Origin of the sequence: Dyadobacter beijingensis DSM 21582 (genome assembly GCF_000382205.1) — a bacterium.
GTDB classification, from domain to species: Bacteria; Bacteroidota; Bacteroidia; order Cytophagales; family Spirosomataceae; genus Dyadobacter; species Dyadobacter beijingensis.
Window position 1 is genome coordinate 39,312 of the sequence record NZ_KB907793.1, and the last position, 14,572, is coordinate 53,883.

Here is a 14,572-nt window from a genome sequence, read left to right on the forward strand (position 1 = left end):
TACTTATATCTTCATTATCCTATGCTCCTTACTCCCTACCGAAGGCTCGGTGGGCGAGACAGGTCTGCCCGTGCGCAAAATTTATTTGCCGCGCGGGTCACGCTGCTCGCTTCCCTGGCCCTGCTGCTGAACCTTAATGCGAAAGCATTTGCGCAAACCATTACGATTAAAGGTGAAAATATCTCGCTTGAAAATGCGCTGATCTCTATCGGTAAGCAGAGCGGACATTACTTTTTCTACAAATACAATGAAATCAAAGACGCACGTCCCGTGTCGTTGGATTTGAAAAATGCAACGCTTGAAAGTGCGCTGAGCGAAAGTTTCCGGGGACAGCCTTTTGAGTACAAGATTGAGCGGAAAACGATTATCGTCAATAAAACAAAAGCGGAGCCGACGGCCAAACCAACAAAAAAGGAAACTTCAGGGCGCGTTGTAGATGAAAAGGGCCAGCCGCTGCCCGGGGCGTCGGTGCGCGTGCAAAATTCAGATGCCGCCACGGCCACTGATGAGGCCGGAGTATTCACTTTTGCGGATCTGCCTGCCGATGCGACGCTGCTGGTGACTTATACCGGTTTTGCCAGCCAGTATGTTCGCATTGCGGGGCAAAGCTCCATTACCGTGGTAATGCGCGAGGATCCTCAGAACCTGAATGCACTGGTGGTCGTCGGGTACGGGGCCCAGCAGCGGAAAGATATTACGGGTTCTATCAGTTCGATCAATGCAGAGAAGATGAAAGACCAGGCGGTTTTTACCTTGGATAATGCAATGGCCGGACAAATGCCGGGCGTGCAAATTGCCCAGGCGACGGGAGCTCCCGGGGGTGGCTCGTCGGTGCGAATCCGTGGCGCAGGTTCGTTGAGCGCCGGCAATGATCCGTTGTATGTCATCGACGGCTTTCCGGTCAGCGGGGATTTTAACCAGACCAATAACCCGCTTAATACGATCAATCCGTCGGACATTGCCGATATCCAGGTGTTAAAAGATGCGTCGGCTACGGCTATTTACGGCTCGCGCGGTTCAAACGGGGTTGTTATCATTACGACCAAATCGGGAAAAAGCGGTACTTCCAAAATTGATTTCAATGTGAGCACCGGTATCCAGCAGGTAGAACGCATTCTGGACGTACTGAATGCCAGCGAGTATGCCGTTTACCTGAATGAAGCCCGTAATAATGCTTGGGTTAATTCGGGTCCAGGCAGAAGCGCCTCGGATCCCAATAGTGCCAGAACAAACAATGTGATGTACCAAATACCTGAGATCACGGCGAACCCTGCCGCGCTGGGAAGCGGTACAGACTGGCAAAGGGAAATTTTCCGCACAGCCAGCGTCAACAACTATCAGCTCAACTTCTCAGGAGGCAATGAGCGGACGCGCTTTTTTGTATCGGGAGGGTATCTCAACCAAAAGGGTATCATCCTGAATTCGGGAATGAAGCGCTATTCATTCAGGATCAATGTAGACTCCCAGGTGCATAAGCGCGTCAGAGTAGGCGCGAACCTGACGCCTTCCTATGTGACCAACGACCTGGTAAACGCTGAGGGTAATTGGCAGGCGGGCGGCATCGTGCAGTCTGCAATTACGGCCGCACCCTTTATGAAGCCTTACGATTCTGAGGGGAACTACACGAAGATTACCGGTTTGGGCATAGGTACCAGCGAGGTCGATAACCCGGTAAAGCTCGCCAGGGAATCGTATTATAAACAAGGGACTTTGAGATTGTTGGGAACCGCATTTGCAGAAATGACAATCCTCGACGGGCTTACCTTTAAAACATTGGTTGGTACTGATTTGCGAAGTTTTAAGGAAAATATATTCAGCCCTTCTATTGTCAACCCCAACAGCGTCAATGCTACAAAAGTGCCTACCGCGAATGCGGTCACCACGGACAACAAAAGCTGGCTGGCCGAATACACACTGAGCTACACCAAACAGTTTGGCAAACACGCATTGAGCGCGCTTGCAGGCTACACGGCACAAAAAGACTATCTGGACAATAGCAGCATCGCTGCGACAAATTTTGCAAATGACCAGATTAAGACCATTAATGCGGCAGGACTGATCACCAGCGCAGCTACAACGCAGGAAGAATGGTCGTTGCTGTCGTATCTGGCCAGGGTCAACTACGGCTACAACGACAAGTATCTACTGACGGCAACAGTGAGAAGGGATGGTTCTTCGCGTTTTGGAGCCGATAACAAATGGGGTTTTTTCCCGTCTTTGTCGCTCGGCTGGCGGCTGTCTGAGGAGCATTTTCTGAAAAACCTTAAATGGCTCAGTGAGCTTCGTCTTCGGGCCAGTTACGGGCTTACGGGCAATAATTTTATCAGCAACTACGGTCACATCGGGCTGACAGGTATTGAAAATTATATTTTTGGTGGCAGCGGCGGATCGATCGCCAATGGCATCAGGCTGTCCAACATTCCCAATAGCCTGCTCGGCTGGGAGAAAAATAATCAGCTTGATATCGGGCTCGAAGTAGGATTGGCCCAAAATCGTTTTTCACTTACGCTTGACTATTATCTCAAAAACACTTCCGACCTTCTGCTCAATGTGCCTGTTCCCACACTCACGGGTTATTCGACAGCACTTCAGAACATCGGTAAAATCCGCAACCGTGGTCTGGAATTTGCGGCCACGAGCCGAAATCTCGTGAATAGGCTCAAATGGACGACGGACTTTAACATCTCGACCAACAAGGTCAAGGTTTTAGAATTGGGGCCCGACGGTTCCCCCATCATTTCCCGTCAGGCGACTTCTGCCAATGCGTCGACGCATATCACGGCCGTCGGCGGTGAGCCGGGCACTTTCTATGGTTACCGTGTCGCGGGCGTTTATCAAAACCAGCAGGAGGTTGAAAACATGCCGGGTATTGCAGGAGAGTCTAAGCCCGGGCAGCTTCGGTTTGCGGATATCGATGGCGACGGCCGGATCACCAGCAATGACAGAACGGAGCTGGGCAGTCCGTTCCCGAATTTCACTTATGGGATGACCAACAAGCTGTCATTCAAAAACCTGGATTTCTCGGTGACCATTCAAGGTGTCCAGGGTTTTGAGGTGCTGAATATGGCGCGCAGATATTACGGAAACTATGCAGGCTCCTACAATGTGCTTAGGAGCGCCTCCCAGGGATGGCGGTCGGAGCAGGAGCCGGGCAACGGTACTTCACCGATGGTCGACCGTAACTTTGGGGCTATGCCTGGAAGCAACCTGGTCAATAACGTGACATCGTTGTTTGTGGAGGATGGCTCATTTCTCCGGGTTCGGAATATTACCCTGGGCTACACGATACCTGGGGCATTGCTAAGCCGGCTCCGGCTGGTGAATGCGCGGGTGAACTTCAGCGTACAGAATGCCTTCACTTTTACCCATTACGAGGGGTATAACCCAGAAGTGAGCATACAGGGCGGTAGTACTCTGGTGCCCGGCGTAGATGCGGGCGGTTACCCTTTGGCGCGCACGTTTATGTTGGGAGTAAGTCTTGGCCTTTAAAGCAGAAAAGCGATGATAAATAACATTAAAATGAGGCTTTCGGTAGCTCTGCTGCTGTTTGTTGTCTCGGGGTGTAGCGACAATTTTCTTGACCTGGCGCCTGTTTCGCAGCTCAATGGAAACAGCTTTTACAAAACCGAAGAGGATATTAAGAATGCCCTGACCGCCACGTATGGCGCGTTGCAGGCACCTGGAATTTACTATTCTTCCATGCATGTGATCGGCGACCTGCGTTCGGACGATACCTGGATCCCCGATCCGAATGCAGGCGCTAACTTGCAGGAGGTAGACCAATTCAAAAATAATGCCTTCAATACCATTAGCAGCTCCACCTGGAGCGCGCACTATCAGGGCATCCAGTCGGCGAATATTGTCATTGCCAAAATTGCCGATGTGCAAATGGAAACTTCGGCAAAAGCTCGGTACATTGGAGAGGCCAAGTTTTTAAGGGCGCTTATGTATTTTAACCTGGTCCGTATTTTCGGCGACGTTCCATTGGTGTTGGAAGTAATTAACAACCCATCAGAAGGCTATGCCTACGGGAGGGAAGCTGCCGGAAATGTTTACGAGCAGATCATCAGCGATTTAAAAGAGGCCGGAGCGGTATTGCCCGGGCAGATCGCGAGCGCAGAGATCGGACGAGCTACCAGGGGAGCGGCGACGGCGCTACTTGGCAAAGTTTACCTGACCCGGGCGCAATGGGACCTTGCTGCGCAAACATTGAAAGCGCTCATCGACAGGGGGACCTACCAGCTTCAGCCGAATTACGCCAACCTGTTCGGCGCAGCAAACGAGAATAGCAGGGAATCTATTTTTGAAGTACAATTCAAAAAGGGATCGTCGGGCGAAGGAAGTCCCTACACAAACCAGTTTGCTCCGATCGGATCGGGAACCGCGGTGACAGGGCTTGGTAATCCTCTGGGACAAAACATTCCTACAGATGCGATTGTGGCTGCTTATGAAACCGGGGACCTGCGAAAAAATGCGTCGATGCAAACCACCTACACACTCAACGGCAATACCGTTACGCACAATTATGTGGCGAAATACCTTGGGCAGCCGGCCGCGAATCTGGATAGCGACAACAACTGGATCGTGCTCCGGTACGCGGATGTACTGCTGATGTACGCGGAGGCTTTGAATGAGCTTGGCTTTGAGGCAAACGGGGAGGCATTTCTTTACCTTAACCAGGTGCGTAACCGTGCAGGGCTTGCCTCCAAAACGAGCAATAATTCTGATCCGTCACTTCAAATCGCCTCGCAGGCGGCGTTCAGACTCGCGATCGAACAGGAGCGGCGGATAGAGCTGGCATTCGAGGGGCATCGCTGGTTCGATCTGGTTAGGACTAACCGTGCGCTAGCTGTGCTGGCACCGCTGGGAATGAAGGCGCACCATGTTTTGCTGCCAATACCCCAAAGCCAGATCGAGATTAATCCAGGCGTAGTGACCCAAAACCCGGGTTATAACTAATAAACGAAGCAGCGCGCACCGTAAACAAGTGCACGCTGTGTCCTTTTAGCAATGAGAACATACTTTTTCTTTTGGTTGCTCCTGATATTGAAGTCGATGGCAGGCTTGGCGCAACCAGCCCTGACCCTTAATATTAAAGCCGATGGCTACCGCGGGATTTGGTACAGCAATCAGCCGTCCCGCGATGAATTTGCATATAAGTATAGCGGGGGAATGGGCACCTATCCTGCAAACCACTATCCGTTTTCAGTGTACGCGAAGAAGGTAAACAAGACCTTTTTTTGCTATGGCGGTACGGACGAAAACGGAAAGACGCTACTCCACATGGTATCCTACTTCGATCACAAAACGGGGAAAGTTCCACGGCCCACCATCGTCCTTGACAAGCAGACGGACAATGCGCACGACAATCCGGTGATCAATATCGACGAGCAGGGGTATATCTGGATTTTCTCTACCGCCCACGGCACCAGTACACCCTCGTTTATCCACAAAAGTACTAAGCCGTACGATATCGATACTTTTGAGCAGATCTTTGCGACGAAAGAAATAGCCGGCGGCAACGCGCCACTGAATAACTTTTCTTACCTGCAAAGCTGGTATGGGAGGGGGAAAGGGTTTCTAAATCTTTTTACGCACTACGATAGAAACGTGATTCCGGATCAACCCCGAAAACCGAGGCGAACTATCTCCTACATGACAAGTCGAGACGGTATACATTATTCGGAATGGAAAGATATTGCCACGATCGGAGAGGGGCACTACCAGACTAGCGGAAAGTTCGGGGACCAGAAAATCGGCACTGCTTTTAACTATCATCCAGTAAAAGAGCGAGAAAACGGGCTGAACTACCGCACGAACCTGTATTATGTGGAGACTGACGATTTCGGAGACACCTGGCAGGACGCAGCGGCGAGGAAACTAACGGTACCTCTCACCGAAATTGTTAACCCTTCATTGGTCTACGACTATGAATCCGAAGGTTTGAATGTGTACATTAATGACCTCACATTTGACAGCAATGGTAACCCGGTCATACTTTTTCTTACCAGCAAAGGGTTCGAACCCGGGCCAGCCAGCGGCCCAAGGCAATGGCGCACTGCCCGTTTTGATGGCACGTCCTGGGTCATCCTACCCGTAACCGCATCCGATCATAATTATGACATGGGTTCGCTTTATATTGATGAAAAGGGGAAATGGCTGATCGTCGGGCCAACAGCGGCTGGCCCTGAGCCTTACGGAACTGGTGGGGAAATGGTACTTTGGATAAGTACCGATCAAGGCCGGTCCTGGACATCGAAACAACTGACCACCGCAAGTCGCCGAAACCATTCCTACGCCCGCAGGCCGGTGTCTGCCCATGATGATTTTTTTGCTTTCTGGGCCGATGGGAGCAGCCTGTCAAAGTCCGTCTCGCATCTTTACTTCTGTAATAAAAAAGGAGAGGTGTTCAGGTTGCCGTCAAAAATGAGCAGCCGAAATCAAAAGCCTGAACCAGTATATAGGTAAGTACGTGTTAGGGTATTAATTGCTTATCCGGCCCAAGCTCGGCCCGAAACGTTCAAATTCCGATGCTCGAAAGAAACACCGTGCAAGGGCTCAAAACACATCACGGCCGCTCAGCCTTCCACGATTTGCCCGTCGGCCATGTAGATTCTGCGATCGGCCCGGCGGGCGAAATCTTCGTCGTGCGTGACGACCAGGACGGTTAGCTGTCTTTCTTTGGCCAGCTCTTTGAACAGGCCAAAAACAGTTGCGCTGTTGGCGCTGTCCAGGTTCCCGGTAGGCTCGTCGCCCATCACAATCGACGGATCGTTGATCAGCGCCCTGGCAATGGCTGCACGCTGCTGCTGGCCGCCGGAAAGCAATGCGGCCCGCTTGGCGGCCTGGCTGTCCACATCCAGCAGTTTTAATATTCGCCTGCCTTCACCTGGAAGCCGACATTTTTGAGTACCTGGTTGCGGACAGGTTCTGTAAAATACTTATTCAGGTTTGCAACTTCGAGTACATTCATAGGGCTATCCTTTTAAAATGGAAAGAGGGTTCATCTTCGCGGCTTTTCTGGATGGCAAATATCCCGACAAGGCCGTCGTCAGTATACCGAATGTGAAGCCGGTGATATAGTAAACAGGTTTAAAACTGACCGGCAAATGATCGAGCATGATCATTACGTCGCTGTTGAACGGGACTTTGGATACCGCATAGGAGATCAAAAAACCAAACACCAGGCCCATCACCGCGCCGGCAGCCCCGATCACCAGCGCCTGCGTTAAGAAGATGACCCTGACATCCGAAGCGGAAAAGCCGGTCGCTTTCAGGATGGCGATTTCCTTCATTTTTTCATAGATCATCATCGTCAGGATGTTGAATATACCAAAGCCTGCCACCAGCAAAATAGTACCCGCCACCCCGTAAACGATCATTCTTCTGAGCACATCTCCCTCCAAAAGAGAGGCGTTGTCCTTTTTCCAGTCCGAGCCTTGTTTGTTTTCCCATTCCCTCGTTCTTTTCTCTCAGCCTTAATAAAGGCCTGTGAAATCGGGAATCAAACACCCTTTCGATTTTCGAATGGGTCAACGCGGAGATGAACGTTCTGAAGAATAGCTCTGGTCATTTCCCCCTTTGCCTGTGGAGTTCAGGAGGTTGAGTATCCTACCCGCAACGGAACAAATGTCGAACCGTTTTCTTGAAGATTTAAAGCTAGTATCGCAGTTAAATATTTGACTGGGCGTGAATTGGTTGGCACGCATTCCACCAGGAAAGCCTCGGATCAACTCAAACACTTAGAGCATCTGGCTCCTGTCTGTTTCCTACAAAATGAAGACCCTTAAAGCATGAGTTTTACGCTCTCTTGTTGGCTTACTTGCAGAATGTGTATACCTGTCCTTATATGGCTGACGTCCAGTGTAGCTACTCCTTTTTCGTAATTGACTGTTTTCAACGAAGGAAGGGGGCGGCCACTCGCATCGATCAGTGTGAACTTTGCGTTTGAAGAAACATTCTTTATAATAAGCCGTCTGCTTGTCGGATTCGGGAATACCACGGGGTCTATTTCTTCTTTCAAATGAACACTTCTGACCCTGCTGTACGTGTAAGTACCGTCGAGGTCGATGCATTTAAGGCGATAAAGCACTATCCCGGCAATCGGGTCGTAGTCCTGGTAGCTGTAAGTCTGGATATTGTACGATAGGTCCCCCTTTGTCGCCGACTCGACCATCCCAACGCTTTCCCATGTCTTTCCGTCCCGACTGCGCTCAATCGCAAAACCGCTGGATTGTGACTCGAACGTGGTTTCCCATTCCAGTTGCACATAGTTCTCCATGCCGGCTGCCCTGAAATCGGCGAGTGTAACCGGGAACGGCTTGCAATCGATGACAATGTTTACCGTACTGCTCGCGAGCACACAATCCTGGATGTAAATGTTAGCCGAATAAATGCCGTTGTCGGCCGGGTACAGCACGTTGTTGATGGTAAGCTGATACCCCGTCTGGCTGCTGATTGGGTTGCCGTCCTTAAACCACTGATAAGTGGCACCAGCGACATTGATCACGGAAAGCGTCATGTTATCTCCAGGGCAATAGCGGGAGGCCGAAGTGCCGACAGGATAGCTGGATTCCGCAGCGGATGCCGTGCGCTGCGTTCCGGAGCCGCATTCATCCGTAGCGACGACGATGCACTGAACCCCGGGGCTTACATTGCTAAAAACGGATGAGCTCTGGGGACCAGCTACCTGATTGGCAGCGTCCACACTTCCCTGGAAAAGGGTGTAGGTATAGGTTCCAGAACCCTGCGTGGCAGGCGCGACCAATACGGCCGACCCTACTGACCCGTTGCATCCGCCCAGCACGCGCGCGCTTGGAATGGTGATAGGTTTGAAACCCAGATAAATCGTCTTTTCAGCGACTCGGCAGGAGTCGGACCACAAGAAAGCCTGGACGGTGTAGATCCCCGGTGGAATGTCGTTAACCGTTCGGGTGGTAGTCATGTTCGTTAGGTTGACCGACGTGCTAGACGAATAGCTATGGGCGGCAAGATACTCGCCACGGACCTGAAACCTGACGCCTTGGGAGCGTATTTAGCCAAGCTGTTTCCGAATTCCCGGTAGGTAAATAGTTAGTTATGAATACGAGAACCGCGAAAATCCGCCTTTGTTCTGATAACGACACGTTATATTAAGTGACGAAAACGAGCGGTAGAATTTAGTGCAAGACTTATACTCGGTGATTTCAGGCAAGATATTCAGTGGCCATCTATCCAGGCTTTCGCCAACTGTATAACTGCCTTCTCATCACAGACTACGCGCAAATGTATTCATTTTTTGGGTACTCTGCGCAATGCGCTACTAAACGCTAAACCAGAGATAATCAGTAGGGGACGATCACCTAAAGTGTCTAACTTGCAAAAGTAAAATGTGAACCGATGATCGATCTGCTACGCCAGCATATTATTTCCCGCCTCGGAGACGACACTGAGCATCTGGACCAAGTGCTCAGTAGCTTCAAACCCATTTATACCAAGCGCAACCAGCAACTTTTACAGCAAGGTGAAATTTGTAAACATGTTTACTTCATCGCAAAGGGTTGTTTGCAAGTCTATGTCTACGACAAAAATTTCAACGAAACGACCAGGGACTTAATCATAGAAGACAACTGGTGTTCCGAACTGGTAAGTTTTGGAAGTGGTGCACCCGCTGCCGAAAACATCAAGTCCGTCGAAAATAGTGAACTTTTTGCCATTGACAGACCTCATTTCCAAACCCTGGTTGGAACAGTTCCGCAGTTTGATCGGGTTTACAAGCAAATCCTGGAAGCATCCTATGCAAACTCTGTTTACAGGATTAATTCGTTTGTATCGCTGACCGCGCTGGAAAGGATACAATGGCTAATGCAGTACCGGCCAACATTAATGCGAAGACTTCCCAGCAAGCTGATTGCCTCCTACCTTGGCATCAACAAAGATGTTTTCAGCAGGCTCAAAGCCCGATTGTAAAACATCGACTTTTGTCATCTTCAGATAGATTTTCATTGCTGAAATTTGATCCATCAACAATCAAATGCACAGACAATGAAAGAATATCTCTTGTTATTCAGAAATGCAAGCGCCGAGGACGGCTACTTGTCGACTGCACAGGAAATGGCCGAAGACCTGCCCAAATGGCAATCCTGGATCGGAAGCATCGCCATTCAGGGAAGTTTGGTGCACACCGCTCCGATGGAGTACCATGGTATCGTCATCTGGAATGATGGCAGCCATAATGGCCCCTATAAAGAAGTCGACAGTGTGCTGGCATCCGGGTTTTTGATTTGCAAATCAGCCTCCTTAGCGCAGGTACAGAAATGGTCGCAGACCTGTCCCATTCTCCGATACCCTGGAAGTTCCGTGGAAATCCGCCCATTGATCCCGTTCGCGACCAACTAATCCCTATGACCATGGACAAAGTTTTAAGCCTTGGGAAATACATATTCCCATTATCATTTTTGCTCTACGTCGGCCTTCATTTAGGTAAACCTGACGTGGGCGCCTCCTTCGTCCCGGATTATATTCCATTCCCTTATTTCTGGAATTACTTTACGCTGGCTTGCATTCTTGCCTTTATCAGCAGTGCCTTAATCGGAAAATACGATAAGCTCGCTTACACGCTGATGGCATTATATGTAATGCTAATGGCAGTGCTCGTCCACCTGCCCAGGGCGATGGGACACGAATTGGATGCCGGCTTCATGTCCGCGACCCTGGCTCGGGAACGCGAGCTTGAAATGATCAACGTGTTCAGGAATATTATGGTAACCGGCGCGCTGCTGGCTTTCGCGCGGTATGTTGCGAAGGACAGACGATTATCCGTCTGAATGGTGTAGTTGATCTGTAAGCTTCCCCGCATTTAGGACAGTGTAGGATTAGACTCGAAAAGAGCCAATTTTAACTGTCACATGAAAAAGAACCGCGGCGGCGGACCGCAACTACTCCGAGACCCAGATCGTGGCTATTCTCTAGCAGTATGAGGGTGGTCGGGAAGCAATGGAATTTGCCGTGAATACGGCATTTCAAAAGCGACGCTGTTTAACTGGCGTAAAAAGTATAGCGGAATGGAAGCTGCTCAATTGAAGGAGTTAAAGGCGCTCAAAGATGAAAATCGACGATTGAAGCAGATGTTTGCCGAGCTGAGCCTGGACTATAAACTCGCCAAGGACATTATCGAAAAAAAGCTGTAGAGCCTTGTCGGCAAAGGGAACTCGTGGAGTGGGCTGTTGAAGAAAAAGTGTCCGTTGGCAGGGCTTGCCGGGTAATTGGGATACATCGTTCCAAGTGGTATTATCGAAGCAGAAAAGATGATAAGCTGGTAACTGAAAAATTACGGGCATATGCCGAAATCTACCCGACAAGGGGCTTTGATGATTACTATGGAAAGCTTCGTAATGAAGGTTTTGCTTGGAATCGAAAGAGGCCGGGCCGCCGGGCGGTCTTACGGGTATATCGGCTGCTAAATTTGAAACACCGCCGTCGTCACAAACGCCGTTTACCAGCTCGGGTCAAGCAACCTCTGCAAGTCCCTAGCCACCCAAATAAAAGCTGGAGCGGCCCGTCGCAGCGGTATGGATTTTGTATCGGATGCCCTTGTGAGTAAACGTAAAATCCGCGTGCTGACCGCAGCGGCGGCCGCAATTATCGATGATTGTAGCCGGGAAGTGCTGGCGGCGCATGCCGATTTTTCTCTTCCTGCTCAGCGGGTAGTTGATGTTCTGGAATTAATTGCTTTGAACAGGCCATATCCAGAACAGATCTGGGTTGACAACGGACCAGAGTTCCTGGCTGACAAATTCAGGCAATGGTGTGAGAACAAAGGCATTGCGATCCATTACATTCAGCCCGGGAAACCGATGCAAAATGGTTATGTTGAAAGGCTAAACCGCACCTATCGGGAAGACGTGTTAGATGCCTATTTGTTTGAATCGCTTGAACAAGCGGCCGCCGCTGCGGTTCGTATTTTATCGGACGAATGGATGGATAATTACAATCGGCTACACCCGCATCAAGCCCGTGCCGGGATGGCACCAGCCGTATTCGCGAAGACAATGGAAAACAAAAAAGTCAAATATCTCATTGTCCTATTTAAGGTAAGGCTACAATGACGCAGGCCCAACATTCCGACATCGTTACGTTGCTAACCCAAAAATTTCAGTTGATTGAAACTGCGTTTATCGAAGAGATGACCGATCATTTTGCTACCCCCATAGAAAACCAGATGTCCGACACTCTTTCCTTTCAACAAGCATTGGAACAGACCGTTAAGGACTTTGGAGGCGAAAAAAACATTCAAAGAATGGAATGGGCATACAGAAAAGTATTTCTGAAAAACCAGTTTCGTGACTGGTGGGGTATCGTAAAGGGCCAGTTCTCCAAATCCAAATTAATTCGATCAGTGATTATCGTCGGATTCGTTTTAATAGTGTGCCTTTATTTTGGTCTGACTGATCTCATTGGAGTTGGTGAATGACAAATCATATTGTTTGCGCTTCAAGGGGGGCAGTATTATACCAATCGTGAGGTTAATTTGGTTTTTGCTGCAACGTGTTATTCCCCCATTTAAGAAAGTAGCGATAATCCGTTCCCCCAGCTTATTCAGCACGATGCTTTTGTATTTGCTAGGAGCTTCGGTTGTGCTGCTGATCCTAGGAGTCAGTACGCTTGATATGCCTATGCTCTTTAAAGGCCTTATTTATTCAGCTCTGTGGTCGACATTGGCCATACTATATCTTGCATTCCTGGATTACTCGATAAAGACAGCGCCGGATCAATGGTATCCAACGAAAATAGCCGATCAATAAACAACAGTCGCATTTATTAGGAGGAATAAGCAATTGCCAAAGGAGGCTTGTAGGCGGAGCCTGCAAGCCTCTTTCCGTTGACCTAGTCCTTTTAGTTGCCGCTATTGGAGCAATAGCCGGATTCTTTCTCTTGGGTGATCAGTTTTTTCCTTTGTAATAAGTTGGAGATAATAGGTGCCTCGGGGTAGATCTGCGACATTTAGCAAAATTTTGTCGCCTTGAAGTTTATTGTCTTGTTTGAGATCTTTCACAGTAGCTTCCTTTGCGATCTGTCCTGTCTGCTCACTAATCAAAACGAGGGATTCCACCGCCGTTTCAACTGCCTGAGCTTCGATCGTTAATTCATTTTGAACCGGATTAGGATAGACAGCCATAAGAAAGCCCCCAGCGATGTAAAAAACGAAATCCTCGTAGTAACTGCCACATGAGTTTGTCGCGTTCACTCTGACGTGCCGGGAGCCGCTTGTCGAAGATGAGTATACGTACATTTGGGTGTTTGGCGACGAAGGCGAATACAGGTCAATTGTCATATTCCCTGTACCTGAGTAGTTGTTGTAGCTAAATGTAGTGCTGCCGACAGTATTACTGGTGGCGCTCAAATTGTACATGTTTCCGGCCAAAACAGGAGTGGTTCCAGCAACTACTCCATTGATCGTCTTGATCAGGCTTGGCGAACCGACCTTAACCAGCTTGGTTGCCGGGCCGTGAGGGCAGCTTCCGGAAAATGTAGCAGTAAGCGTGACGTAACCTTCGAATGAACCTACCCGGGTTGCCGAACCTGAACTGCTGTTGATGCTTAGCCCACCGGTATTGGAACTGGACCATGATACACTATTACCAGGAGGTGTGTTGGGTACCGAAAACGTTACCCCCCCGCACACATCGTTCCCCGCGATGGCCGGGGTGTTCCTCTTATAATAGCTTTTCGGGTTCCCCGGCAGGTATCCTGCGGGGACGTACGTGATTTGATGCCGGTAAAGTCCCCAGGCACCCCATTTCGAAATTGCCTCGTTACTTCCATAAGTGGTAACTGCGGTGTGGTCACCCTGATAGGAGATCCTGACATCGGAAGTTCCACTGGAATAAGTGGTTGACACATAACTGCCGTCGGTCCAAAAGGCATCATCCCCTGGCGTATTGAGCCAAAAAGTGCTTCCGCCAGTAGATTTCACCCAGGCATAGTTATGACAATTATACGAGGAAGTAGGGCCTTCCAGGACTGATACGCTAGGAAACTGATTTTGCTGATCCTGATTTATTGAATTGACTTGGTCAGTAGTGAGTGGTAACTGATAGCTGGCGTGGCTGGAAATACTGGTGCAATTTGGAGTTGACTGGGCAAATGCACTTGTTGCGGACATTCCGAGAATGACCAAGACTAATTTGGAGGAAAGTTTCATGGGTTTAAGTTATTTAGTTCCAAACCTTTGTACCATAGAGAACGGACTTTTCAATGCGCTTCTGTTTAAAATCTTCATACTTGGCTGGGTCTAACAGATCCAGTTTCTTGCCATCGCAGTAGTATTGATGAATGTTAGTGGAATTGAAAACCGAGCCCTGTAGTTCTAAGACTTCTTTGTTTTGATAACTGTAAAGTACAACTGCATTGAGCAGAGGACCTCCTTGAAAGGCCTTCATTTCATTCTTTAACCAGCCGATTTCATTGATTGGGTCTTTCTTCCCGCAAACCAAAACAGCACCATCGCCTTCTTCTCGCGGCGAAACAGATTCTCCGTTACAGCACATTAGTACTAAGGCAATAATCGAGGTTATAAATATCCGGTTCATGC

The 14,572-nt window shown here is 49.4% G+C and carries 14 protein-coding genes; 9 read left to right on the top strand and 5 right to left on the bottom strand.

Annotated features, from left to right (window positions below; all coding sequences use genetic code 11):
- Nucleotides 1–21: 21 nt before the first annotated feature.
- Genes H144_RS0129600 through H144_RS0129610 form a run of 3 tightly spaced genes read left to right on the top strand, consistent with a single transcriptional unit; the run spans nt 22 to nt 6,468 of the window.
- Nucleotides 22–3,489 (top strand): TonB-dependent receptor, encoded by a 3,468-nt coding sequence (locus H144_RS0129600; protein WP_019945756.1) that lies wholly within the window; start codon nt 22–24, stop codon nt 3,487–3,489.
- A 30-nt stretch (nt 3,490–3,519) separates the two neighbouring features.
- The gene (locus H144_RS0129605; protein WP_157505244.1) at nt 3,520–4,959 is read left to right on the top strand and encodes a RagB/SusD family nutrient uptake outer membrane protein; all 1,440 of its coding nucleotides are present in this window, start codon (nt 3,520–3,522) and stop codon (nt 4,957–4,959) included.
- 51 nt (nt 4,960–5,010) lie between these two features.
- Nucleotides 5,011–6,468 (top strand): BNR-4 repeat-containing protein, encoded by a 1,458-nt coding sequence (locus H144_RS0129610; protein WP_019945758.1) that lies wholly within the window; start codon nt 5,011–5,013, stop codon nt 6,466–6,468.
- Between the two features lie 110 nt (nt 6,469–6,578).
- Here H144_RS0129610 and H144_RS32825 read toward each other — a convergent pair whose 3' ends face one another.
- The 3 genes from H144_RS32825 to H144_RS33630 all read right to left on the bottom strand — a co-directional run bounded on the left by H144_RS32825 (nt 6,579) and on the right by H144_RS33630 (nt 8,944).
- Complete coding sequence (locus H144_RS32825; RefSeq protein WP_019945759.1) at nt 6,579–6,857, bottom strand: ATP-binding cassette domain-containing protein; 279 nt, start codon at nt 6,855–6,857, stop codon at nt 6,579–6,581.
- 120 nt (nt 6,858–6,977) lie between these two features.
- Nucleotides 6,978–7,406, bottom strand: coding sequence for an ABC transporter permease (locus H144_RS0129625; RefSeq protein ID WP_229208032.1), 429 nt, complete (start codon nt 7,404–7,406; stop codon nt 6,978–6,980).
- Nucleotides 7,407–7,786: 380 nt separating this feature from the next.
- Nucleotides 7,787–8,944 (bottom strand): T9SS type A sorting domain-containing protein, encoded by a 1,158-nt coding sequence (locus H144_RS33630; RefSeq protein ID WP_019945762.1) that lies wholly within the window; start codon nt 8,942–8,944, stop codon nt 7,787–7,789.
- A 434-nt stretch (nt 8,945–9,378) separates the two neighbouring features.
- On the opposite strand from H144_RS33630, the gene H144_RS0129635 reads away from it, so the two are divergent.
- From H144_RS0129635 to H144_RS0129660, 6 genes are all read left to right on the top strand, one after another.
- Nucleotides 9,379–9,948 carry a Crp/Fnr family transcriptional regulator gene (locus H144_RS0129635; RefSeq protein WP_019945763.1) on the top strand — a complete coding sequence of 190 codons (570 nt, stop codon included), beginning with the start codon at nt 9,379–9,381 and terminating at the stop codon, nt 9,946–9,948.
- Nucleotides 9,949–10,023: 75 nt separating this feature from the next.
- On the top strand, nt 10,024–10,377 hold the full coding sequence (locus H144_RS0129640) for a YciI family protein (RefSeq protein ID WP_019945764.1): 354 nt from the start codon (nt 10,024–10,026) through the stop codon (nt 10,375–10,377).
- 11 nt (nt 10,378–10,388) lie between these two features.
- The gene (locus tag H144_RS0129645; RefSeq protein ID WP_157505246.1) at nt 10,389–10,805 is read left to right on the top strand and encodes a hypothetical protein; all 417 of its coding nucleotides are present in this window, start codon (nt 10,389–10,391) and stop codon (nt 10,803–10,805) included.
- Between the two features lie 174 nt (nt 10,806–10,979).
- On the top strand, nt 10,980–11,168 hold the full coding sequence (locus H144_RS33080) for a transposase (RefSeq protein WP_084600055.1): 189 nt from the start codon (nt 10,980–10,982) through the stop codon (nt 11,166–11,168).
- A gap of 381 nt (nt 11,169–11,549) precedes the next feature.
- Nucleotides 11,550–12,086: an integrase core domain-containing protein gene (locus tag H144_RS34130; RefSeq protein ID WP_084600056.1), complete on the top strand. Its 537-nt coding sequence runs from the start codon at nt 11,550–11,552 to the stop codon at nt 12,084–12,086.
- Nucleotides 12,083–12,451 (top strand): hypothetical protein, encoded by a 369-nt coding sequence (locus H144_RS0129660; RefSeq protein WP_019945768.1) that lies wholly within the window; start codon nt 12,083–12,085, stop codon nt 12,449–12,451. The genes H144_RS34130 and H144_RS0129660 overlap by 4 nt, the downstream gene beginning before the upstream one ends.
- A 432-nt stretch (nt 12,452–12,883) precedes the next feature.
- Here H144_RS0129660 and H144_RS34500 read toward each other — a convergent pair whose 3' ends face one another.
- Nucleotides 12,884–14,182, bottom strand: coding sequence for a T9SS type A sorting domain-containing protein (locus tag H144_RS34500; RefSeq protein ID WP_157505247.1), 1,299 nt, complete (start codon nt 14,180–14,182; stop codon nt 12,884–12,886).
- A 13-nt stretch (nt 14,183–14,195) separates the two neighbouring features.
- The gene (locus H144_RS32845; protein WP_157505248.1) at nt 14,196–14,570 is read right to left on the bottom strand and encodes a hypothetical protein; all 375 of its coding nucleotides are present in this window, start codon (nt 14,568–14,570) and stop codon (nt 14,196–14,198) included.
- Between the last annotated feature and the right edge of the window lie 2 nt (nt 14,571–14,572).